17 protein-coding genes and 1 pseudogene are annotated in these 20,598 nt (G+C 70.4%); 12 read left to right on the top strand and 6 right to left on the bottom strand.

Annotated elements, in window-relative coordinates; all coding sequences use genetic code 11:
* Positions 1-144: 144 nt before the first annotated feature.
* From ACGFQC_RS20745 to ACGFQC_RS20755, 3 genes are all read right to left on the bottom strand, one after another.
* Positions 145-1,971: an ABC transporter ATP-binding protein gene (locus tag ACGFQC_RS20745; RefSeq protein ID WP_363090302.1), complete on the bottom strand. Its 1,827-nt coding sequence runs from the start codon at positions 1,969-1,971 to the stop codon at positions 145-147.
* The gene (locus tag ACGFQC_RS20750) at positions 1,968-3,800 is read right to left on the bottom strand and encodes an ABC transporter ATP-binding protein (protein ID WP_363090301.1); all 1,833 of its coding nucleotides are present in this window, start codon (positions 3,798-3,800) and stop codon (positions 1,968-1,970) included. The genes ACGFQC_RS20745 and ACGFQC_RS20750 overlap by 4 nt, the downstream gene beginning before the upstream one ends.
* A 282-nt stretch (positions 3,801-4,082) precedes the next feature.
* A complete protein-coding gene (locus ACGFQC_RS20755) occupies positions 4,083-4,532 on the bottom strand; it encodes a MarR family transcriptional regulator (protein ID WP_363090299.1) in 450 nt (149 codons plus the stop codon).
* Between the two features lie 99 nt (positions 4,533-4,631).
* On the opposite strand from ACGFQC_RS20755, the gene ACGFQC_RS20760 reads away from it, so the two are divergent.
* Both ACGFQC_RS20760 and mltG read left to right on the top strand, forming a co-directional pair.
* Entirely contained in the window at positions 4,632-6,443 is a 1,812-nt protein-coding gene (locus ACGFQC_RS20760) for an ABC transporter ATP-binding protein (protein ID WP_363090298.1), read from the top strand.
* A 61-nt stretch (positions 6,444-6,504) separates the two neighbouring features.
* Positions 6,505-7,362 (top strand): endolytic transglycosylase MltG, encoded by an 858-nt coding sequence (gene mltG, locus ACGFQC_RS20765; protein WP_363090297.1) that lies wholly within the window; start codon positions 6,505-6,507, stop codon positions 7,360-7,362.
* Positions 7,363-7,377: 15 nt separating this feature from the next.
* On the opposite strand, the gene ACGFQC_RS20770 is transcribed toward mltG, so the two are convergent.
* A complete protein-coding gene (locus tag ACGFQC_RS20770; protein ID WP_363090296.1) occupies positions 7,378-8,463 on the bottom strand; it encodes an NAD(P)-binding domain-containing protein in 1,086 nt (361 codons plus the stop codon).
* Positions 8,464-8,641: 178 nt separating this feature from the next.
* Here ACGFQC_RS20770 and ACGFQC_RS20775 point away from each other — a divergent pair, with 178 nt between their 5' ends.
* The 4 genes from ACGFQC_RS20775 (at position 8,642) to ACGFQC_RS20790 (ending at position 11,182) form a co-directional block, all read left to right on the top strand.
* Positions 8,642-9,064 carry a secondary thiamine-phosphate synthase enzyme YjbQ gene (locus tag ACGFQC_RS20775; protein ID WP_363090295.1) on the top strand — a complete coding sequence of 141 codons (423 nt, stop codon included), beginning with the start codon at positions 8,642-8,644 and terminating at the stop codon, positions 9,062-9,064.
* A 417-nt stretch (positions 9,065-9,481) separates the two neighbouring features.
* Entirely contained in the window at positions 9,482-10,324 is an 843-nt protein-coding gene (locus ACGFQC_RS20780) for a hypothetical protein (RefSeq protein WP_363090294.1), read from the top strand.
* 8 nt (positions 10,325-10,332) lie between these two features.
* On the top strand, positions 10,333-10,974 hold the full coding sequence (locus ACGFQC_RS20785) for a hypothetical protein (RefSeq protein WP_363090293.1): 642 nt from the start codon (positions 10,333-10,335) through the stop codon (positions 10,972-10,974).
* Positions 10,975-10,999: 25 nt separating this feature from the next.
* Positions 11,000-11,182, top strand: a complete 183-nt coding sequence (locus ACGFQC_RS20790; protein ID WP_363090292.1) for a hypothetical protein — start codon at positions 11,000-11,002, stop codon at positions 11,180-11,182.
* A 318-nt stretch (positions 11,183-11,500) separates the two neighbouring features.
* Here the strand turns inward: ACGFQC_RS20790 and ACGFQC_RS20795 are convergent, their stop codons facing one another.
* A complete protein-coding gene (locus ACGFQC_RS20795; protein WP_363090291.1) occupies positions 11,501-12,331 on the bottom strand; it encodes a response regulator transcription factor in 831 nt (276 codons plus the stop codon).
* 448 nt (positions 12,332-12,779) lie between these two features.
* On the opposite strand from ACGFQC_RS20795, the gene ACGFQC_RS20800 reads away from it, so the two are divergent.
* The 4 genes from ACGFQC_RS20800 (at position 12,780) to ACGFQC_RS20815 (ending at position 16,430) form a co-directional block, all read left to right on the top strand.
* On the top strand, positions 12,780-13,040 hold the full coding sequence (locus tag ACGFQC_RS20800) for a hypothetical protein (RefSeq protein ID WP_363090290.1): 261 nt from the start codon (positions 12,780-12,782) through the stop codon (positions 13,038-13,040).
* 37 nt (positions 13,041-13,077) lie between these two features.
* Complete coding sequence (locus tag ACGFQC_RS20805) at positions 13,078-13,593, top strand: hypothetical protein (protein WP_363090289.1); 516 nt, start codon at positions 13,078-13,080, stop codon at positions 13,591-13,593.
* A 152-nt stretch (positions 13,594-13,745) separates the two neighbouring features.
* On the top strand, positions 13,746-14,936 hold the full coding sequence (locus ACGFQC_RS20810) for a hypothetical protein (protein ID WP_363090288.1): 1,191 nt from the start codon (positions 13,746-13,748) through the stop codon (positions 14,934-14,936).
* Between the two features lie 234 nt (positions 14,937-15,170).
* A complete protein-coding gene (locus ACGFQC_RS20815) occupies positions 15,171-16,430 on the top strand; it encodes a serine hydrolase domain-containing protein (protein ID WP_363090287.1) in 1,260 nt (419 codons plus the stop codon).
* Positions 16,431-16,499: 69 nt separating this feature from the next.
* Here ACGFQC_RS20815 and ACGFQC_RS20820 read toward each other — a convergent pair.
* Positions 16,500-16,652 (bottom strand): annotated as a pseudogene (locus ACGFQC_RS20820) (transposase); the annotation flags it as partial.
* A gap of 1,086 nt (positions 16,653-17,738) precedes the next feature.
* On the opposite strand from ACGFQC_RS20820, the gene ACGFQC_RS20825 reads away from it, so the two are divergent.
* Positions 17,739-18,248: a hypothetical protein gene (locus tag ACGFQC_RS20825; RefSeq protein WP_363090286.1), complete on the top strand. Its 510-nt coding sequence runs from the start codon at positions 17,739-17,741 to the stop codon at positions 18,246-18,248.
* Between the two features lie 22 nt (positions 18,249-18,270).
* Positions 18,271-20,583, top strand: coding sequence for a DUF6571 family protein (locus ACGFQC_RS20830; RefSeq protein WP_363090285.1), 2,313 nt, complete (start codon positions 18,271-18,273; stop codon positions 20,581-20,583).
* The last annotated feature ends 15 nt before the right edge of the window (positions 20,584-20,598 follow it).

Raw genomic sequence — 20,598 nt, forward strand, 5'->3', positions numbered from 1 at the left:
GGCCTCGTGGAGCAGCCGCCCGTCCCGCAGTGGCCCGGCCGCCGTGCCCGCCCGGGCGAGCCGGGCGGCCGGCTCCCACCTGCCTGTCCGGTTGCGGGCCGGCCCCTACCGGTTCCTGTCCGTCCGAGTCCCGAATCCGCCTCCTCAGCCGTGCCAGGACCGCCACAGTGCCGCGTAGGCCCCGTCCGCGGCGACCAGCTCTGCGTGGCTGCCCAGCTCGCTGATGCGCCCGTTCTCCACGACGGCGATGACGTCCGCGTCGTGCGCGGTGTGGAGGCGGTGGGCGATGGCGACCACGGTGCGGCCGTCCAGGACGCGGGCGAGAGAGCGCTCCAGATGACGGGCGGCGCGCGGGTCGAGCAGCGAGGTCGCCTCGTCCAGGACCAGCGTGTGCGGGTCGGCGAGGACCAGGCGGGCCAGCGCGACCTGCTGGGCCTGTGCCGGGGTGAGCACGTGCCCGCCCGAGCCGACCTCCGTGTCCAGGCCGTCGGGCAGAGCGCCTGCCCAGCCGTCGGCGTCGACCGCGGTGAGCGCCGCCCACAGCGCGGCCTCCTCCGCCGGCCCGGCGTCGGCCGGATCCGGCCGGTCCTCCTCGAGGCGGGTGTGGGGCAGGGCCAGCCGCAGGTTGTCGCGCAGCGAGCCGACGAAGACGTGGTGCTCCTGGTTGACGAGCGCCACGTGCGAGCGGACGCGTTCGGCGGTCATCCGGGACAGTTCCGCGCCACCGAGGGCGACCCGGCCGTCCCTGGGCGCGTAGATGCCCGCGAGGAGCCGGCCCAGCGTGGACTTGCCCGCGCCCGAGGGCCCGACGAGGGCCAGCCGGGTGCCGGGCGCGACCTCCAGGGACACCTGGCGCAGCACGTCGACGCCCTCGCGGTAGCCGAAGTGGACCCGGTCGGCGAGCACGTCCCGCCCGTCCGGTTCCAGCCCGGAGTCACCGGCGTCCGGCTCGATGTCGCGCACCCCGACGAGCCTGGCCAGCGACACCTGCGCGACCTGGAGCTCGTCGTACCAGCGCAGGATCAGGTTCACCGGGTCGACGAGCATCTGGGCGAGCAACGCGCCCGTGGTCAGCTGACCGACCTCGATCCAGCCCTGCAGGACGAACACCCCGCCGAGCATGAGGACCGAACCCAGGACGGTGACGTGCACGAGGTTGATGACCGGGAAGAGGACCGACCGCAGCCACAGCGTGTAGTCCTCCCAGGCCGTCCACTGCTTGATCCGCAGTTCCGACAGTCCCACGCGCCGGTCGCCCAGGCGGTGGGCCTCGACGGTACGGCCGGCGTCCACGGTCTCGGCGAGGGCGGCGGAGACGGAGGCGTAACCGGCGGCCTCCGAGCGGTAGCCTGCCGGGGCCCGCCTGAAGTACCAGCGGCAGCCCACCACCAGCAGGGGCACCGCGACCAGTACGGCCGGTGCCAGCGGCGGAGCGGTCACGACGAGTCCGCCGAGCAGCAGTGCCGCCCACATCACGCCGATCGTCAGTTGCGGCACGGCCTCGCGCATGGCGTTGGCCAGCCGGTCGATGTCGGTGGTGATGCGCGACAGCAGGTCGCCCGTGCCGGCCCGCTCCAGCACGCCCGGCGGCAGGCGCACCGCCCGGACGAGGAAGTCCTCGCGCAGGTCGGCCAGCATGCGCTCGCCGAGCATCGCGCCGCGCAGCCTCACCTGCCGCACGAAGACTGCCTGGACGACCAGGGCGAGGGTGAACAGCGTCGCTGTCAGGCCCAGGTGGAGTTCGCGGGCTCCTTCCGACAGCCGCTCCACGACGTCGCCGAGCAGCCACGGGCCCACCATCGAGGCGACGGTGGCGACCGTGTTGACGGCCAGGAGGATCCCGAACGCACGCCGGTGCCGACGCAGCAGTTCGGCCACGTAGGCGCGTACGGTCGCGGGGGCGCCGACGGGCAGCGTGTTGGCTGTCGTCGGTGCCGCCGGGTCGTAGGCCGGTGGCGCCACGCCGATCATGCGGACTCCTCGATCTCGTGCCGTTCTGCGTCTTGCAGTCCGTGCAGCCCGTGCAGTTCGTGCAGTTGTTCGTCCAGCGCACCGCTCACCGAGGTCTCCTCGTCGGTCTCGCGGGTGACCACCGCGCGGTACCGCGGCTCGGTACGCAGCAGTTCGCGGTGCACGCCGGCGGCGACGGCCAGGCCCTCGTGGACGAGGACCACCCGGTCGGCCCGGTCCAGCAGCAGCGGGGACGAGGTGAACAGGACCGTGGTGCGCCCCGTCCTGATCTCCCGCAGCCCCTCGGCGATCCGTGCCTCGGTGTGCGAGTCGACGGCGGAGGTGGGCTCGTCCAGGACGAGGACCTCCGGGTCCGTGAACAGTGACCGGGCCAGCGCCAGCCGCTGGCGCTGGCCGCCCGACAGGGAGCGTCCTCGCTCGGTGATGTGGGCGTCCAGCGGATCGTCCACGTCCAGCGAGCCCTGGACGAGGGCGTCGAGGACGTCCCCGCACCGGGCGGCCGCCAGCGCCTCGGCCGCGCCGACAGCGCCCGAGGCGGGCACGTCGAGCAGGTCGCGCAGGGAGCCCGACAGCAGCACCGGGTCCTTGTCCTGGACGAGGACGGCGGTGCGCGCGCTGCCCAGCGGCAACTCGTCCAGCGGGACCCCGCCGAGCAGCACGGACGGACCGCTCTCGGCAGGGTGTCCGCCGAGGCGTTCGGCCAGTCGTCCGGCGGTGTCCGGGTCGCCGCACACCACGGCGGTGAGCCGTGCGGCCGGGGCGAGCAGGCCGGTGGCCGGGTCGTACAGGTCACCGGAGGGCAGGTCCGCGGCGCGTGATCCACCCGCGTCCGTGACCCGCTCCATCGACAGGACGCGGGCGGCGCGTTTCGCCGACGGACGGGAGAAGGAGTAGGCCATCGCGATCTCCTCGAAGTGCCTGAGGGGATAGGCCAGGACCATGACGGAGCTGTAGACGGTGACGAGTTCGCCGACGGAGATGCGGCCCGCGCGGGCCAGGTGGACGCCGTGGAACACGACCGCGATCAGCAGCAGTCCCGGCAGCAGGACCTGGATGGCGCTGATCAGTGACCACATGCGGGCACTGCGCACGGCCGCGTGACGGACTTCCTGGGAGGCGCGGCGGTAGCGGTCGAGGAAGAGGTCCTCGCCGCCGATGCCGCGCAGTACCCGCAGGCCCGCCACGGTGTCGGAGGCGAGTTCGGTGGCGCGTCCGGCCTTCTCCCGTTGAAGGTCGGCCCGGCGGGTCGCGCGGGGCAGCAGGGGCAGCGCCGCGAAGGCGACGACGGGCAGGCCCACGGCGACGACGACGCCGAGGGCCGGCTGGTAGACCACCAGGCCGACACAGACGAACACGACCGTGAGGGCGGCCGCCGTGAAGCGGGAGACGGCCTCGACGAACCAGCCGATCTTCTCGACGTCGCCGGTGGAGACGGCGACGACCTCCCCGGCCGCGACCCGCCGACTGAGCGCGGAGCCCAATTGTGAGGCCTTGCGGGCGAGGAGCTGCTGGACGCGAGCGGCCGCGGTGATCCAGTTGGTGACCGCGGCGCGGTGCAGGAAGGTGTCCCCGAGCGCGGTGGCGGCGCCGAACAGGGCCATCAGCCCACCGGCGAGGGCCAGCCGGGCGCCGGAGCGGTCGACGACCGCCTCGATGGCGAACCCGACGCAGAACGGCTGTGCCGAGACGGCCATGAAGTGCAGCAGGCCCCAGGCCAGGGAGGTGAGCTGGCCGCCCAGTTGGTTGCGTCCGAGCCACCACAGGAATCGGGGCCCCGAGCGGGCGTCGGGCACACCCGGGTCTGGATAGGGAAGGTCTCGGATCTTCATGACGTCCCAGTGGCTCGTGTCAGGGATGGGGGAGGGGACCGCGGCGAGCGGCGACAGCAAACCGTGAAAGGTTCGCTCCGCAGGGTGGTCTGGATCAACCGGTTTTCCGCGGCACCGCGTGGTTCCGGCCGCCACCTGAGGCGGTCACCGTCCCGAGGAACCCGCCGCCGGTGACCAGGGCGGCCGGCCAGTCGCCGGAAAGTCGTCCCCGAAGGCGGCGTCCGCCCCTCCGGCATCCCGGAGGGGCGGACGCCGCCTGCCCTCATGTGGTGCGTGAACGCCTCAGCAGTGAGGAGCCGCCGCCCCGCCGATCAACGTGTCCAGCAGATCCCCGAGCACCACTCGCTCCACGTCCGTCAGGGGGGCCAGGATCTCCCGCGCCGCCGACTGACGTGCCCGGTGCAGTTCGCGCAGCGTGGCGCGGCCCGCGTCGGTCAGCTCGATCCGGATCACCCGGCGGTTGGTCGGGTCGGGCACCCGGCGGACCTTGCCGTGCGCCTCCAGCCCGTCGACCAGCGTGGTCACCGCCCGCGGTACGACCTCCAGGCGTTCGGCGAGGTCCGTCATCCGCGGCGGTGCGCTGAAATGGGAGAGGGTGCGCAGCAGGCGGGACTGGGCGGGTGTGATGCCCAGGTCCGACAGCTCCAGATGGTGCTTCTGGATGCGGTGCACCCGACGGGTGAACCGCAGCAGCTGCTCGGCGAGCGCGCCGTCGGGATCGGAGGTGGTCATGCGGGAACAATATCAGGACCCCGCTCATTGTGAGTGTAGGTAACAATGAGCTACGCTCTCTGTGTCCCGCTCGCCTCGTCTCACCTCCCGTAGGAGCCCATGCACCCCGACACGCCAGATTCCTGGAACCCGTCCGGCGACACCGGGGAACACCCCCGGCAGGTACGCCGCATCCTGAGACTCTTCCGTCCCTACCGCGGGCGGCTCGCGGTCGTCGGCCTGCTCGTCGCCGCCTCCTCGCTCGTCTCGGTGGCCACGCCGTTCCTGCTGAAGGAGGCTCTGGACGTCGCCATCCCCGAAGGCCGCACCGGCCTGCTGAGCCTGCTCGCCCTCGGCATGATCCTCAGTGCCGTCCTCGCCGGGGTCTTCGGCGTCCTCCAGACGCTGATCTCCACCACGGTCGGCCAGCGCGTGATGCACGACCTGCGCACCGCCGTCTACGGCCGCCTCCAGAGCATGTCGCTCGCGTTCTTCACGCGCACGCGCACCGGCGAGGTCCAGTCCCGCATCGCCAACGACATCGGCGGCATGCAGGCGACCGTCACCTCCACCGCCACCTCCCTGGTCTCCAATTTCACCAGCGTCGTCGCCACGATCGTCGCGATGGTCGCCCTCGACTGGCGTCTCACCGTCGTCTCGCTGCTCCTGCTGCCGGTGTTCGTGTGGATCAGCCGCCGCGTCGGGAACGAACGGCGGAAGATCACCACCCAGCGGCAGAAACAGATGGCCGGGATGGCCGCGACGGTCACCGAATCGCTCTCGGTGAGCGGCATCCTGCTCGGCCGCACCATGGGCCGCGCCGACTCCCTCACCCACTCCTTCGCCGACGAGTCCGAGCGCCTCGTCGACCTCGAAGTGAGGTCGAGCATGGCCGGCCGCTGGCGCATGGCCGTCATCGGCATCGTCATGTCGGCCATGCCGGCCGTCATCTACTGGACCGCGGGCCTGACGATGGGGCTCGGCGGACCCGGTGCCTCCCTGGGCACGATCGTCGCCTTCGTCTCGCTCCAGCAGGGCCTGTTCCGCCCCGCCGTCAGCCTTCTGTCGACCGGCGTGCAGATCCAGACCTCCCTCGCGCTCTTCCAGCGCATCTTCGAGTACCTCGACCTGCCCGTCGACATCACCGAGCGGGCGGACCCGGTCCACCTCGACCAGATCAAGGGCGAGGTCCGCTTCGAGCACGTGGAGTTCCGCTACGACGGCGACGACGACACGGTCGCCCCCGTCCTCGAGGGCATCGACGTGACCGTCCCGGCCGGCAGCAGCCTCGCCGTCGTCGGGCCGACCGGCGCGGGCAAGTCCACGCTGGGCTACCTGGTGCCGCGTCTGTACGACGTGACCGGCGGCCGGGTCACCATCGACGGGGTCGACGTCCGCGACCTCGACTTCGACACCCTCGCGCGCGCGGTCGGGGTCGTCTCGCAGGAGACGTACCTCTTCCACTCCTCGATCGCGGACAACCTGCGCTTCGCCAAGCCGGACGCCAGCGACGAGGAACTGCACGCCGCGGCGCGGGCGGCCCAGATCCACGACCACATCGCCGCACTGCCCGACGGGTACGACACGGTCGTGGGCGAGCGAGGCCACCGTTTCTCCGGTGGTGAGAAGCAGCGCCTGGCCATCGCCCGCACCATCCTGCGAGACCCGCCGGTGCTGATCCTCGACGAGGCGACCAGCGCCCTGGACACCCGGACCGAGCACGCCGTCCAGGAGGCCATCGACGCGCTCTCGGCCGACCGCACCACGCTCACCATCGCCCACCGACTGTCCACCATCCGCAGCGCCGACCAGATCGTGGTCCTGGACTCCGGCCGATTGGCCGAACGGGGTACGCACGAGGAACTGTTGGAGCGCGACGGGCGATACGCCGAGCTGGTGCGCCGGGACGCCCGCCTGGAACCGACGAGATGACAAGATGACGATAGGCCAGGTTATGTCGGAATTGTGACGTTGTGCGGGTTACCGTGCCCGCATGCAGATGAACACTCCGCCACGGAGCGCGATCCGACTGACGCGCCGGGGCCGTCTCGTCCTCATCGCCGTCGGAGCCGTCGCGGCCGGCACCGCTGTGGCCGTGCCGCTGCTGAGCATGGACAGCTCCGAGGAGAAGAGACCGACGACGCTGGTGATCCCGGAGGGCCGGCGTGCGAGCCAGATCTACGAAGCCGTCGACAAGGCCCTCGCCCTGCCGCCCGGCACCACCAGGAAATCGCTGCCGAAGGCCGGCCTGAAGCTGCCGGCCGACGCCGAGGGCAATCCGGAGGGCTATCTCTTCCCGGCGACGTATCCGCTGGGCAAGGAACCGACGCCGCAGGCGCTGCTGGCCCGGATGGTCGAGACCGCGAACAGGAACTTCAACGGCGCCCCCGTCGCAGCCGGGGCCCAGCGCAACGCCATGAACGTCTACCAGGCCGTCACCGTCGCCAGCATCGTCCAGGCCGAGTCCGCCACCAGGGCGGACATGGGCAAGGTGGCCCGCGTCGTCTTCAACCGTCTGGAGCGCGGCATGCCGTTGCAGATGGACTCCACCGTCAACTACGCGCTGAACCGCTCCACGCCCAGGACGAGCACGGCGGACACCCGCATCGACAGTCCCTACAACTCCTACCAGCGCATGGGGTTGCCCCCGACCCCGATCGGCAACCCCGGCAAGGAGGCCGTGCGCGCCGCGATCACCCCGACGCCGGGCGACTGGCTGTACTTCGTCACGGTCAAGCCGGGCGACACGCGCTTCACCGCCAGCTACGAGGAACACCAGCGCAACGTCGCGGAGTTCAACAGGGTCCAGCAGAGCGCTCAGGCCTCGGCGAGTCCGTCGAAGGCCCGCTGATCCGGCGGTGGCGCATCAGGCGGCGGCCGGCTCGCCGGCCCGCTCGGCGAGCAGCCGCCTGATGTCCCGCACGGCGGCGCGCCCCGCCCGGTTGGCACCGACGGTGCTCGCGGAGGGGCCGTAGCCGACGAGGTGCACACGGGGGTCGGCGACCGCGCGCGTGCCCTCGACGCGGATTCCGCCGCCCGGCTCGCGCAGCCGCAGTGGTGCCAGGTGGTCCACGGCGGGCCGGAAGCCGGTCGCCCACAGGATGACGTCGGCGGACACCCGCCGCCCGTCCTCCCACTCCACGCCGTCCGGGGTGATCCGGTCGAACATCGGCAGCCGGTCGAGGACCCCGTCCGCCAGCCCCTGCCTGATCGCGTCGTTCAGCGGCAGGTCCGTCACGGAGACGACGCTCTTCGGCGGCAGCCCCTGCCGCACCCGCTCCTCCACGAGGGCGACCGCCGCGCGGCCCGCCTCCTCGTCGAAGGGGCCTTCGCGGAAGACCGGCGGGCGTCGCGTCACCCAGGTGGTGGCGGCCGCGTACGGGGCGAGTTCCAGCAGGTGCTGGGTCCCCGACGCGCCGCCGCCCACCACGACCACCCGCAGCCCGGCGAACGCCTCGGGCCCCGGATAGCGCGCGGTGTGCAACTGCCGGCCCGGGAAGGTCTCCTGCCCGGGGTAGCGCGGCCAGAAGGGCCGGTCCCAGGTGCCGGTGGCGTTGATCAGCGTCCTCGTCGCCCACGTACCGGCGGTGCTCTCCACGAGCAGTCGCCCGTCCGTCCCCTCGCGCACCGCCGTCACATCGACCGGCCGCCGTACCCGCAGGTCGAAGGCGCGCTCGTACGCCGTGAAGTACTCGGTGACCACCTCGGAGGAGGGTCGCGCCGGATCAGCGCCCGTCAGCTCCCTGCCGGGCAGCGCGTGCATCCCGTGCACCTTGCCGTACGTCAGTGAGGCCCACCGGAACTGCCAGGCGCCGCCCGGGCCGGGGGAGTGGTCCAGCACCACGAAGTCCCGCTCCGGCTCGAAGCCGGTGCGCCGCAGGTGGTAGGCGGCGGCCAGCCCCGCCTGCCCGGCGCCTATGACGACCACCTCGACCTCACGCATGTCGTTCACGTTTGAACCAACAGTGGTGAGGTCGTGGATCTTCCCGCGAACGCGTCGGCGCTCCTCTGCGCCGGCGTGGCCGTGGTCGACGAGCGTCTCGCGGACCGGACCCCCTGTGCCACGGGTCGGGCGGACACCGGCCTGGGGAATCCGGTGTACGGGGTCGCCGATGGGTCAGGATGGAGGCATGTCAGACGCGTTCACCACCCGGGTACTGCACATCGCCTCCGGCGCACAGGAGAGGGTCGTCGACCTCACCCGAGACTGCGGGACCTTCCTGCGGGAGGCGGCGGCCGGCCGCGACGGCCTCCTGAACGTCTTCGTCCCCCATGCGACGGCCGGCATCGCCATCATCGAGACCGGCGCCGGAAGCGACGACGACCTCCTCGCCGCCCTCCACACCCTCCTTCCCGCCGACGACCGCTGGCAGCACCGCCACGGCAGCCCCGGCCACGGCCGCGACCACGTCCTGCCGGCCCTCGTGCCGCCCCACGCCACCCTGCCGGTGGTGGACGGCGCCCTGCAGCTGGGAACCTGGCAGTCGGTGTGCCTCGTGGACACCAACAAGGACAACACCGACCGTCAGGTGCGGTTGTCGTTCCTCGGATAGTGCCGCGTCAGACGTCACTGTAGGAGCGGCTTCCGGCCGCACCAAACGTGACGCCGTCTGGAGCGGCCATGGCCGCTCCAGACGGCGTTTCCTCCCGCCAGGGCACTGCCACAGTCGGACCGGAGCCCCACCGTGCGCGGGGACCGGCCTTCCACACACCGTGCAGTCTGCTCGCCTCCGGCGGTGGTCATCGACGTGAACGCTCGCCACGAGCGTCTGCCGGCCGATGGTGCTGAGACCTCAAATCGCCGACATGTCAGCTGTGGGCACGCTGGTCAGTGTGGCTACGTGATCTGGAGAGGGAACATCGTCAACGTCTACCAGGAGGTGTGGCGACTGCTCCCACTTCGGTCATCGCGGGACAGCCCTTGGCGGGGCGGCAAGTGGGGTCAGAGGCGACCGCTTGAGGAGGAAGCTGTGATCGAGGACGACGGCCCCGTCAAGGACGTGACCCTCTGGGCCGCGCTCGACGAACAGGTGGCCGCGCCGCGAGGGGAGCTCGTTGTCCATTGGCTCCGGACGGCGATCGACTTCTTCTCCGATGAGGCGAAAGAACCCAGCGATTCGTACGCGGTCGTTGCGGAGTCCCTCAGAGGCGGGCGGGACACCAAGCTCAAGGATGTCCGGAAGAACTGGTCGGCGCTCGCCGAAGAGCTTCGCTCGCATCCGTTCCACGCCTGTGTCGGTTCCCATGAGCCCCTGGTCGATGAAGAGGAACGGGTTGAGGATCTCGGGCGTATCGGCAGCCAGCACAGGGGCCGCGACGGTACGCACACCGAGCTTTCCGTGTTCCTCCCGGGAGGAGATCGGATCGCCGATCCGCTCTTCTGCGCAGGCCTGCTCGACTTCCTGGCCACTGCCCTTGACGGCGCCAACCCGGTGTTCGCGCGCGTGGACCATCTCAACGTCCACGACACCCCAGATCTGGAAGCGGCTCTGCGCCGGACTCACCGCAGACATCTCCGCGAGTCCCGCACCTGCCTACGCGGCTGCTCCTGGATCAGCGGCGTGCCCGGCGAACTCGCCGCCCGCCTCGGCGGCGCCTCGGGTCTCGCGGCCACCGGCGCCTTCCACGCCGTACGGGAGCTGCGCGGTGGCGGCCTGCTGCTGCAGGCGACCGAGACGCTCGCCGGGTACGACAACCAGGCGATGCGTGAGGTCTTCCGCGCGCTAGCACCGGTACTGCCACCGGGCATTCCAGAGGACGACCCCGCGCGGGAGGATCTCCGTGTGGTGTTCGAGGACGCGAGCGGGGTCTGAACGGCGGCATGAATCCCCTGGACACCCTTGTCGGGCAGCATGTGGCCCCGGTCCTGAAGGCGGTCGGCTTCACCAGGAAGGGCAGGACCTTCCGTCTCGCGGCCGAGAACGGCGACCACCTGTTCCTGCAGTTCGACACCCACGCCGTCGATCCGGGCAGGCACGTCTTCGACGTGATCTTCTGGGTCGTCCCGCTGCCGTACTGGGAGTTCGTCAATCGGCAGCACGTCGACCCGCCGGCCCCCGATGCCAGTGGCGCCCTTGCCACCTGCCCCGTGGTCCCGCCGGCCGAAGTCGCCCACGAGCCCGACGAGGAGATGCCGTTCAGGTCCCGGTGGGCCTTCACAGAGCCGCGTACGCGGGATCTGTGCGGGCGGGAACTCGCCCGCGCCCTCGTGGAGGATGACCTTCCGCGCATGACGCGTCTGCTCGACCGCAAGACTCTTCTGGAGGAGACCCGCACCAACCCGAACGGCGAGCTGGTCAGGATGTGGGGCGCCGCGCAGAGCGAGATCGTGCTGCGCATCGACGACGACCCGGTCGCTGACGTGGCCGCGCTGGTCGACAAGGCCGAGGCGGCCGGGGTGTTCCCTGGCTTCGTCGCCTGGGCGCGACAGCGACTGCAGCGGCGCACGGTCGGGGAGGCCTGACCGTGGGCTTCTGGGGGGCTATGTCGTGTGCCGCAGCGAAACGCCGCTCGACGAGCGCGAGGCCGTCATCGGACGGCACGACGGCGTCGGCGAACACGAACGCCGGCCGGGCGGCTGGCAGATCGCCCGCTACCCGGGCCCGGTACTCGCCGACGAGGGCCCGGCGATGCTCGCGGGACTGGCCGAGGAGACGGGGCACCGACGCTGACCGGCTTCGTGCTGGACAGCGACACGGTCTTCGTCGAGGGGCACTCCAGCACGGGCGGCCACTGGCGTGCCTGTCTCGTGCGAGAGGCCGCCGGGGTCTACTACGAGGACGACGATGAGGACTTCGGCGCCGAGTTCCCCCTCCCGGAGCCGGCCGCACGAGCTGCTGGTCCCGGGAAGCCGGCCCCACCCCGACCCGCCGGGTCTCCTCTGAAGCCGATGGCCTCCGCCCGCTTCCAGCAGCAGCGACACGGCTTACGCATACGCCCCCGTTCCTGCCGGTGACGACCGCGAGGCAGGTGGGCAGGGGGCTTCCCGTTCACCGGGTATGCGAGCCGGCCGAGCCCGGGCCGGGGTGTGCGCCGGACGGCCCGGACGGCCCGGGAAGCAGGCCTGCGTCCTGGGCACGCAGTACCGCGCTGAGCCGGTCCGCGGCTCCGAGCTTCCGGTACAGCGCGTTCAGATGCTTGTGGACGGTGCGCGGCGAAATGCCCAGCCTGCGTCCGATCACCTCGGCGGTCAGTCCCGTGGCCAGCAGGTGCAGCACGTTTGTTTCGCGCGGGGTCAGTGGCGTCGCCAGGGCTTGGTTGGCCTGCCGCCTGCGATCGCTGCCGGAGGACTCGCGCAGCGCCGTCAGGAGGGACCGGTGGGCCGTCGCGGCCTTGAGCAGTGGCTGGACGCGTGCGGCGTAGCGCTCATCGTGCCGGGAGAAGTCGCCGCCGGACCGGTGCACCAAGAATCCGCTGACGTGCGGTCCCCTCCCCGGCAGCGGCAGGCCGAACACGTGCCGTGTCCCGAACGCTTGGTGGAGAGCGTCGGCGGTCGGACTGTTCTGCCAGGTCCGCGCCCCCACCACACGTGCGGCGCTCTGCGGTGCCCAGTCGGTGCTGGCCCCGTAGCGTTCGATGAAGGGGTACCCCGAACGGATGTGAGCCTGCACCGAGTCGTCACCAACGCCCGGTAGAGGCGTTGGGGATCGGATCACCACGCTGCCCTGCTCACGTGTCCAGGGCACCTCCTTGACGACGATCAGCTCGCCGTCGAGCGCCGTGAGCAGTTCCTCGGTGAGCAAGGGCCAGACGAACTCAGGGGCCTCGGTGCTCATGACCTCGATCGACAAGTCCAGCATGCGTGCGTACCGATCCGGCATGACGATGTCCCCCGACGTCTCCGTGCGTATGCCTCTTCACCGTAACCCGCCGTTGTCCATGAGCACTTCTCCCCATAGTCCGGTACGGAGCGATCCCGCCACCATCGGCTCCGGGTGGACCACGAGGTCCGCCGGGCATACGGGGAGATCACATATGTTCGGAAAGACACCAGCGGCAAGAGCCTCGTCCGCCGACGCACAGCCGTCGGCCCACCGTCGCCGCCGTGCGCTGCTCACCGCCGTGGTCTGCGCCACCAGTTGTCTGGGGGTCGCGGCGCCTGCCGCGACGGCCGCTGAGCAACGGACGGGAGCCACACACTGCGTCACCGTCCTGAACGGGGTCGAGCGCGGCGAGGGGGAATCGACGGTCCGCTCACGTACCTGCTTCTCGGGACCCGACGCGGACGGACGCGCCGAGCGGGCGGCACCGGCCGCTGCAACCCAGCTCATGCTCTGGGCGGAGCACAGTGACTACGGCGGTGTGTACGACCGCATCTACGGTTACGACGGCCCGTGCGACGCGACCGGTTACAGCTTCACGCCGAGCACATGGTGGTCGAACAACCTGACGTCCTTCCAGGTGATGGGCGGCTGCACCAAGTCGTACCTCAGTGGCCCGCGCGGCAACGGCTCGTTCACCGGTCAGGTCCCGTACGTCGGCGACACCCTCAACGACGCCGTCACGTACGTGAAGGTCTGGCGCGGCTGACGCCGCGACCGTCAACCACTGAAAGGGCATCTGCAACATGAGTTCACTGCGTTCCGCGCTCACCTCTCTCGCCGCGGTATGCGCCCTCGCGGCCGGCCTGGCCGTTGCGGGGCCCGTCGCCCCGGCCCAGGCCGCCGCGTCGGACTGCACGGGCGGCGCCCGGGGCTTCCGCGACCACCCGGACAACGCCTCCGGGGACACCGACAAACCTCGCAGCCTGGATCTCGGCGGTGGCGTCGTCATCACCCTGGAGAAGGGGGTGTACGGGGACCAGCAGATCGGCTTCGGGAAGATCAGCGGCCCCACCCGTCCGGGTGACAAGGTGTGGATGGACTGGCGGGCCGCCGGATGGGACGACGGAGGCAGGCCCGAATGGCCGATCCACCCCTGGCTCCAGTGCGGACCTTTCACCGTTCAGAACCACGGCCAAAGCCTGACGACTCCCTTCAAGCGCACCAGTACCGACCCCAACTACCAGTTCCGGGTCTGTGGTTCGCTCGCCTCCAACGGCGTCGTCCGTTGCGCCACCAAGAACAACGTCGACTGGTGGTGACCCGCCGGTACCACTGAGATCCGGCCCTCTCCTGGGGTCCGCCGCCGGGCACGAACCGGCAGACCGGTATCGCGCCCGCGGCGGACCGCGCCCCGGCCCACGGATCCTCAGGTCACACATCGCATCCGACGCTCGCGTATCTCTGGAGACTCATGACTCTGTCTCTCACCCGTTTCCTCGTCCCCGCTCGACGACGCCCGCCGTGGCGGCCGGCGCACGTCGCCGTGCTCGGGGCTGCTCTGCTGGCGCTGGTCTTCTCGGCCGCCCTGCCGGCCGCGGCAGCCGCCCCGTCACCCGACCCGACGCCCAGGACCGCGCGCGCTGAGGTGCCGTCCGGAGTGACGGCCGGCGTCGCCGTCTACGACCGCAGATCCGGCTCCTTCACCGAACAGGTCAACCCCTCGCTGCCCTTCCGTTCGGCCTCCGTCGTCAAGCTCCTGATCGCCCTCGACCTCCTGGGCGACCGCGGCCCCGACGCACTCGGCGCGCAGGACCGCGCACGCGTCGACGACATGCTGCGCGCCAGTGACGACGACGCGGCCAGCCACTTCTGGACCGTGAACGGCGGCGGCGCGATCATCGACCGGATGGTACGCAAGCTCAGCCTCACCGACACCACCCGCCCTCCGGCGACCCATCCCGGCTACTGGGGATACACCGCTCTCTCCGCCCGGGACGCCGTCAGGATCTACCGGTACCTGCTGGACACCGCGCCCGCAGCGGTACGCGACTACGTCATGGACGGCCTGCGCTCTTCCACCCGCTGTGCCAGCGACGGCTATGACCAGCACTTCGGCATCCCCGGCGCCTTCGAACGTCCCTGGGCGGTCAAGCAAGGCTGGTCGGGCTTCAGCTCGGGCGGTTGCACCACACCGGTGCGGGCCACACCGACGGCCCGCACCGGCACTCCGGCCGTCGCGGGTGTCGACCTCGACCGGCCGGCCCTGCACAGCACCGGTACCGTCGGCCCCGACGACCGCGCGATCGTGGCCGTCCTGACCCTGCACCCGGACGGCACCTCGTACGGCAGGGCGTACACCGACCTGGGCCGGCTGACCCGCTCCCTGAACGTGCCCGGGGCCATGCGCCCCGCCGGCACGTGGATCGGCACGTGGGGCGCCGACGTCAACGTCCGCGCGGATTCCACCACGACATCCCGCAAGCTGACGGTGCTGCCCGCCGGCGCCGAGGTCCTGGTGTCCTGCCAGAAGCGGGGCCAGGAGGTCAGCATCCCTCCCTACACCAACGACTGGTGGGCCTACCTGCCCCAGTACGGGGGTTACATCACCAACATCTACCTGAGCGTTCCCGAGAACCAAGTCCCTGGCCTGAGTCTGTGCTGAGCCGAACAGCCCACCGGGTCCACCTCGCCCGCCGGGGCGGGCCGGACCTCGCCACCCGCCATCGCGTGCTCCCGACCCGGTGAAGAACGGCATGTGGCTCCGACCGGCCCTCGGCCCGTCGGAGCCGCGGTCGCCTGGCGACGAATACACCGCTTCAGCCCCCGGCCCGTAGAGAGCGGCCGAGGCCGACCGCCGCGGTGCTGCCGTACCCATGCAATTGAAGAAGAACCGAGGATGACCGTGCCCCTGTTGTCACACCGACGTCTGCCCGTGAGCGCAGCTTTGATCGCCGCTCTCGCCGGTGCTCTCGCTCCCGCCACCAGCGCGTCCGCGGCCCCCACCACCATCCGCACCCAGACGCCCGCACCCGACATGGCCGGCATCGTTGCCGCACTCGAGTCCGCGATGGCCAACGGGGCGCCGGGTGCGATGGCCCGCTACTCGGGCCCGGACGGGGTCAGGGGAAGAGCCGTCGGCGTCCGTGACCGGGAGTCGGGCGCGGCCATGGACACCCGGGCGCGGTTCCGGATCGGCAGCGTCAGCAAGACGTTCTCCAGCGTCGTGTTGCTCCAACTGGTCGAAGAGGGAAGGCTGAAGCTGGACGCGCCCGTCAACACGTATCTCGAAGAGCTGCTGCCCGACGACCGGATCACGGTTCGTCATCTCCTCACCCATCGCAGTGGCTTGGCCGACTACACCGACGCCATGTTCAACGAGACCGTGCCGGGCTTCGAGGCGGTACGCAACCGCGTGTTCAGCTACCAGGAGCTGGTTGACCTCTCCCTCGCCGAACCTCGGACCACCGAGCCCGGTGCCGCGTACAAGTACTCGAACGCCAACTTCGTCGTCGTCGGTATGCTCATCGAGAAGCTGACGGGACGCCCGGTGGCCGACGCCTACCAGCGGCGCGTCATCAAGCCGCTGGGGCTGCGCAAAACCGCGTACCTCCACCCCGACACGCGCATCAAGGGCACACACGTGCGCGGCTATCTGCACCCCGACGAGGCTGGTGCGCCGCTCGTCGACTCCACCGAGCAGACCGTGTCCTGGGCGCAGTCCGCCGGCGCCGTCATCTCCAGCCCCGCCGACCTCAACACCTTCACCAGTGCCCTGATGCGCGGCCGGTTGCTGTCCCCGACGACACTGGAGGCGATGACCACGGTCACGCCGACGGACGGTACCAACACCCGTTTCTACGGCCTCGGTCTGCGCCGCTACGACCTGTCCTGCGGCACCCAGGTGTACGGGCACACCGGCACCGTCCAGGGCTTCTACACCTACGCCTTCTCCACCCGCGACGGCCGCCGCAGCCTTTCGGCGCTGGCCAACACCTCCAACCACGGCGCCGCGAACACCGCGCTGGGCAACACCCTGGAGGCCGCCTTCTGCGGCAAGAAGCCGACACCCGCCTCGACCGCGCGCTCCACGACGCCCTCCGGCACCTCTGCCCGCGCACCGCTGCCCGCCGAGCGTGACCTGCCCGAGCGCCACTGAGGCTCGACACGACCGGCCGACCCGCCGGAGCGCGTCGGTCGGCCCCAAAGGGAGTCGAAGCCCAACCCCGGGGAGGTACTCCCACGGGATGGCGGTGTGCAGCACGAACAAGATCCCGGACAGGACCTGCCGGTCCGGCACCCGCGGCCTGTCCTCGACCGGCCTCGGACCCGGCTCAGGCAACAACGGCTCGATGAGCGACCACAGTTCATCCGACACGATCCACGGCCGCGACTGTCTCTCCCTTACGGCACAAGCAACGACCAACCGGGACGACAGTCGCATGATCAACAGCTTCTGTCAGGACCTCTGAGTCAGCCTGCCCTTCATACGAAGCCCTTCCGGCGACCGATCAGTGTGGGGCGCAACCAGGTAGCGTGATGGTTGTCCTGATGGAGGTTGGCGGGCACGAACAAGGACAACGCCGACCGTCAGGTGCGGTTGTCGTTCCTCGGGTAGGGCTTTGTCCGCCGTCACTGCAGGAGCGACTTCCGGACGCACCGAATGGGACGCCGTCCGGATCGGTGATGGCCTCGGGGGAGGTCCGCGCGTTCCCTGGACGGGCCGTTCCCGGAGGGCGCGGTCGATTCTGCCTGGGCGTGGCGGGCGCCGGTGCTTGCGAGGACCCGGCCTGGCAGGTGCTCGACCTGATCCCGTTCGACCGGACTCAGGTCCTTGGCGTGGCCTCCTCCCGGGTCGTCCGGATCCGGACCACCGGCCACACGCGGCGCGTCCCTTGTCCGTGAGGGCCACCAGCAGGACTCGGCGGTCCTGGGGGAGCGTCCTCCCGTGCCGCCGACCCGGCGGCTTCCACGCGGGTCGGCACCTTGGCCACGGCGGACGCCTCGCCCCACAGCGCCTCCGCCAGTTCTGCCCGTGAGCTGGACTCGTGTTCCCGCAGGTGGGCCGGAAACAGCCCCTGGACGGGCGTCAGGTCCACCTCGGCGAGCATCCGGGCGGCCGGCGCGCGGTGGGTGCGGGTGAGGACGGGCACCAGCGCGCTGACCCCCCACGGAATCCCTCCCGGGCCCTGCTGCGTCAGCCGTCCCGAAGCGAACGAACCGTCAGGGTCGCGCAATGGCAGTCACCCAGGTCGGTCGGACAGAAGACTTGCCGGTGGGGTGAGAAGGCCGTCTGACGGCTCCGGCTCCGGGGACGAAACGCACGCTGCCCGGGCCACGTCCTGTGGAGGATCTGAGGGAGACTTGGTGCGGTGGTCCCGAACGCCAGGACGAATGACTACGCTAGCGGCGTCGGGGCCGTTCAGCGGCCTGCCGGCGATGTCCGTCGGGGGTAAGGAGCAGGTCAGTGGCGTGGGACGAGTGGGACCAACTGAAGACTGAAGCGCTGGAGCGCCAGCAGGGCGGCGCGACGCGCATGCAGCTCAACCAGTACCCCGGTGACTCCGGCCCGGGCCCGGCCCCGACGACGCCCGGCAGCACGGGCGACCTCAACGTCAACCAGCAGGACCTCTCCAAGATCGGCAGCCACGCGCACACGCTCTACGACCGGCTCTGGGACCAGGCCCGCCTGGACAACACGAGCGTCGACAAGGCGGCGAGCGACCTGACCGCACAGGGATTCGCGCTCGGCTCCGGGCTCCGACACGTGTCGAACCGCTGGTCCACGCAACTGAACACCGTCCTCGACGCCTGCGCGCACATCTCCAACCACATGCAGGTCACCAAGAAGATCCACAACGGTGACGAGGCCTACATCCTGCGGCAGATGAGCAGCATCGCCGTCCTCGACGCCGGTTTCGACGAGCGGGTCGGACCGGCCGGGGACAAGAACCCGATCTACGGCGAGAAGAAGTAACCGCACAACGGGGGCCCCACTCATGGATCTCGACACTCTGCGCCACGCCAACCTCAAACTGCTCGACGACGCCGTCGAGGACTGGTCGGTCATCGTCCGCTCTCTCCGAACCCTCGCCGAGGACGCCGAAAAGGGCCTGCACCAGGCGGCCAACAAGGCGAACTGGGCCGGTGAGAACTCACAGGTCACCAAGGAGTTCATCGGCAAGACGGCCGGTGAGATCAAGGACGCCCACACCCAGGCCAAGTCCATCCACGGCATCCTCAAGGACACCGCCGGGGAGCTGAGGGAGTACCACACCCAGCTGAAGGACGCCATCGACCGCGGCCTGAAGAAGAACCTCACCGTGATGGACACCGGTGACGGCGGTTTCACCGTCACCATGAACATCCACCCGGACCGCGCGGCGGAGGGCCATACCCCGCCCTCCCACACCCAGAGCGACGTCAACGCCCTGCGCGACGAGATCCAGGGCATCCTCGGCAAGGCCACCGAGAGCGACAACTCCGCCGACAAGGTCCTCAAGGCGCTGGCCGACCAGACCAACCACGGTTTCGGCGACGCCGGTTACCAGGACCGGGACGCAGCCGCCGAGGCACTCAAGACAGCCGACGACCTGGCGGCACTCGCCAAGAAGGACCCGGAAGAGCTCTCCACCGCCGAGTTCGACCGGCTCAACGCGGGGCTGAGCAAGTACTCCGACGACCCGCTGTTCGCCGAACGCTTCGCCACCACGCTCGGACCGCGGAAGACGCTGGACTTCTGGGCAGGCATCACCGACCCGAACACGGGGTGGGACCTGCGCCGTGACCGCCGGGAGCAGTTCGACGACCTCCAGAGGAACCTGAGTCTCACGCTCGCCGGCGCCACCCAGAGCGACAGCGCCGCGATGACCTCCTGGAAGGGCAACATGGTGGCCCTGGTCGACCAGCCCGTGGGCCGCGGCGGGGGCTTCCCCCTGGGCGGACAGGTGATGAGCAACCTGATGCGCTGGGGCGACTACGACGACCGGTTCCTGAACAGCTACGGCGACAGGCTCATGGCCACGGAGAAGAAGTTCACGGGCAACGGTCGGCACGGAGCCTGGCAGCGTCTGGGACCCGACGCGACGCTCAACCACACGGGCACGGACACCGGCTGGGACCCGATGACGGGTTACCTCAAGGCCCTCGCCAACAACCCGGACGCCGCGACGTCCTTCTTCAACGACACCTTCCTCACCAAGGACGAGGACCACGACTTCACCGAGAAGAAGGACGACAAGGAGGTCAAGAAGTCACTGACCAACTTCGACTACCTCTTCGAGGAGCGCGACTGGCCCGCCGACTTCGACTCCGAACACGAGGAGAGCATCGCGGGACGGAACAACCTGGCGATGGCCCTCGAGGCCGCCACCACGGGTCACCCGGCCGGTGAGCAGCCGACGCTGGACACGCCGCACCACAACGCCGAGCAGACCAAGCTCATGGAACGCCTCGTGTCGTCCATCGGCGAGGACCCGGACGAGCGTCTGCTCAAGCACGGGCACATGCTCGACAGCGTGGGTCAGATCACCTCCGAGTACCTCCCGGACATCAATCGCTCCATCAGCAGCGCTGATCGGACCGACCCCGACTCGACGTCCTGGGAGCGGACGCAGAAGATGTACCCGATGTACGGGGAAGAGGCCGTACTCGATCCGCGGGACGTGACGAAGCTCCTCTTCGCCGTGGGGCAGAACCCGGACGGCTACGCGGCGGTGGAGGTGGGCCAGAAGGCGTACATGAGCCAGCTGATGGAGCACCACCTCAACCCCGATCTGCCTGCCGGCCAGGTCGTGGACGACGACACGGAAGGCGTCGTGCGGCAGATCGCGGAGAAGTCGGGGGAGATCTCCGGCATCCTCGCCCTGGGCCGCCAGGAGGAACTGGCGGCTGCCGGGAAGGAGAGGGACGAGGCCTACAAGGATTCGATGGACCTGGTCAAGAGCGGCATCTCCGGTGGTCTCGGTACGGCGGTCGGTGTGGGAACCTCCTTCGTCGCCACCCCCTGGGTCGGGGCTCTCGCGGGTGGAGCCACCACCACCGTCACCGGCACCGTCCTCGAATCCATGTTCCAGGACTTCAAGAGCACGGAACTGGAGGATTCCGAGGACGCGAGGGGCGAGCTCTGGCAGAAGAGCATGGAGAACGACGGCAACCGCTCGGGCCAGGCGGCCCGGCTGGCCGCGGAAGAGCACGGCATGGTCGACCCCGCCGACGCCGAGGCCTGGGCCCGGAACAGCGGCGAACAGGGCTTCTACAACGCCCAGTCGATCGTCGACGGCCGTACCCCGGGCAGCCGGACAACATCCTGACGAAGCCGTCGAACC

It is taken from the genome of Streptomyces sp. NPDC048734 (assembly GCF_043198675.1).
Taxonomy (GTDB): Bacteria; Actinomycetota; Actinomycetes; order Streptomycetales; family Streptomycetaceae; genus Streptomyces.

What these genes read in the sequence shown, in the direction of transcription:
- ACGFQC_RS20745 (WP_363090302.1), bottom strand. Translation starts at nt 1,971, where the DNA reads ATGATCGGCGTGGCGCCACCGGCCTACGACCCGGCGGCACCGACGACA.
- ACGFQC_RS20805 (WP_363090289.1), top strand. Translation starts at nt 13,078, where the DNA reads ATGAGTTCACTGCGTTCCGCGCTCACCTCTCTCGCCGCGGTATGCGCC.
- ACGFQC_RS20800 (WP_363090290.1), top strand. Translation starts at nt 12,780, where the DNA reads ATGCTCTGGGCGGAGCACAGTGACTACGGCGGTGTGTACGACCGCATC.
- ACGFQC_RS20830 (WP_363090285.1), top strand. Translation starts at nt 18,271, where the DNA reads ATGGATCTCGACACTCTGCGCCACGCCAACCTCAAACTGCTCGACGAC.
- ACGFQC_RS20795 (WP_363090291.1), bottom strand. Translation starts at nt 12,331, where the DNA reads ATGCCGGATCGGTACGCACGCATGCTGGACTTGTCGATCGAGGTCATG.
- ACGFQC_RS20775 (WP_363090295.1), top strand. Translation starts at nt 8,642, where the DNA reads ATGTCAGACGCGTTCACCACCCGGGTACTGCACATCGCCTCCGGCGCA.
- ACGFQC_RS20750 (WP_363090301.1), bottom strand. Translation starts at nt 3,800, where the DNA reads ATGAAGATCCGAGACCTTCCCTATCCAGACCCGGGTGTGCCCGACGCC.
- ACGFQC_RS20760 (WP_363090298.1), top strand. Translation starts at nt 4,632, where the DNA reads ATGCACCCCGACACGCCAGATTCCTGGAACCCGTCCGGCGACACCGGG.
- mltG (WP_363090297.1), top strand. Translation starts at nt 6,505, where the DNA reads ATGCAGATGAACACTCCGCCACGGAGCGCGATCCGACTGACGCGCCGG.
- ACGFQC_RS20755 (WP_363090299.1), bottom strand. Translation starts at nt 4,532, where the DNA reads ATGACCACCTCCGATCCCGACGGCGCGCTCGCCGAGCAGCTGCTGCGG.
- ACGFQC_RS20815 (WP_363090287.1), top strand. Translation starts at nt 15,171, where the DNA reads ATGACCGTGCCCCTGTTGTCACACCGACGTCTGCCCGTGAGCGCAGCT.
- ACGFQC_RS20785 (WP_363090293.1), top strand. Translation starts at nt 10,333, where the DNA reads ATGAATCCCCTGGACACCCTTGTCGGGCAGCATGTGGCCCCGGTCCTG.
- ACGFQC_RS20810 (WP_363090288.1), top strand. Translation starts at nt 13,746, where the DNA reads ATGACTCTGTCTCTCACCCGTTTCCTCGTCCCCGCTCGACGACGCCCG.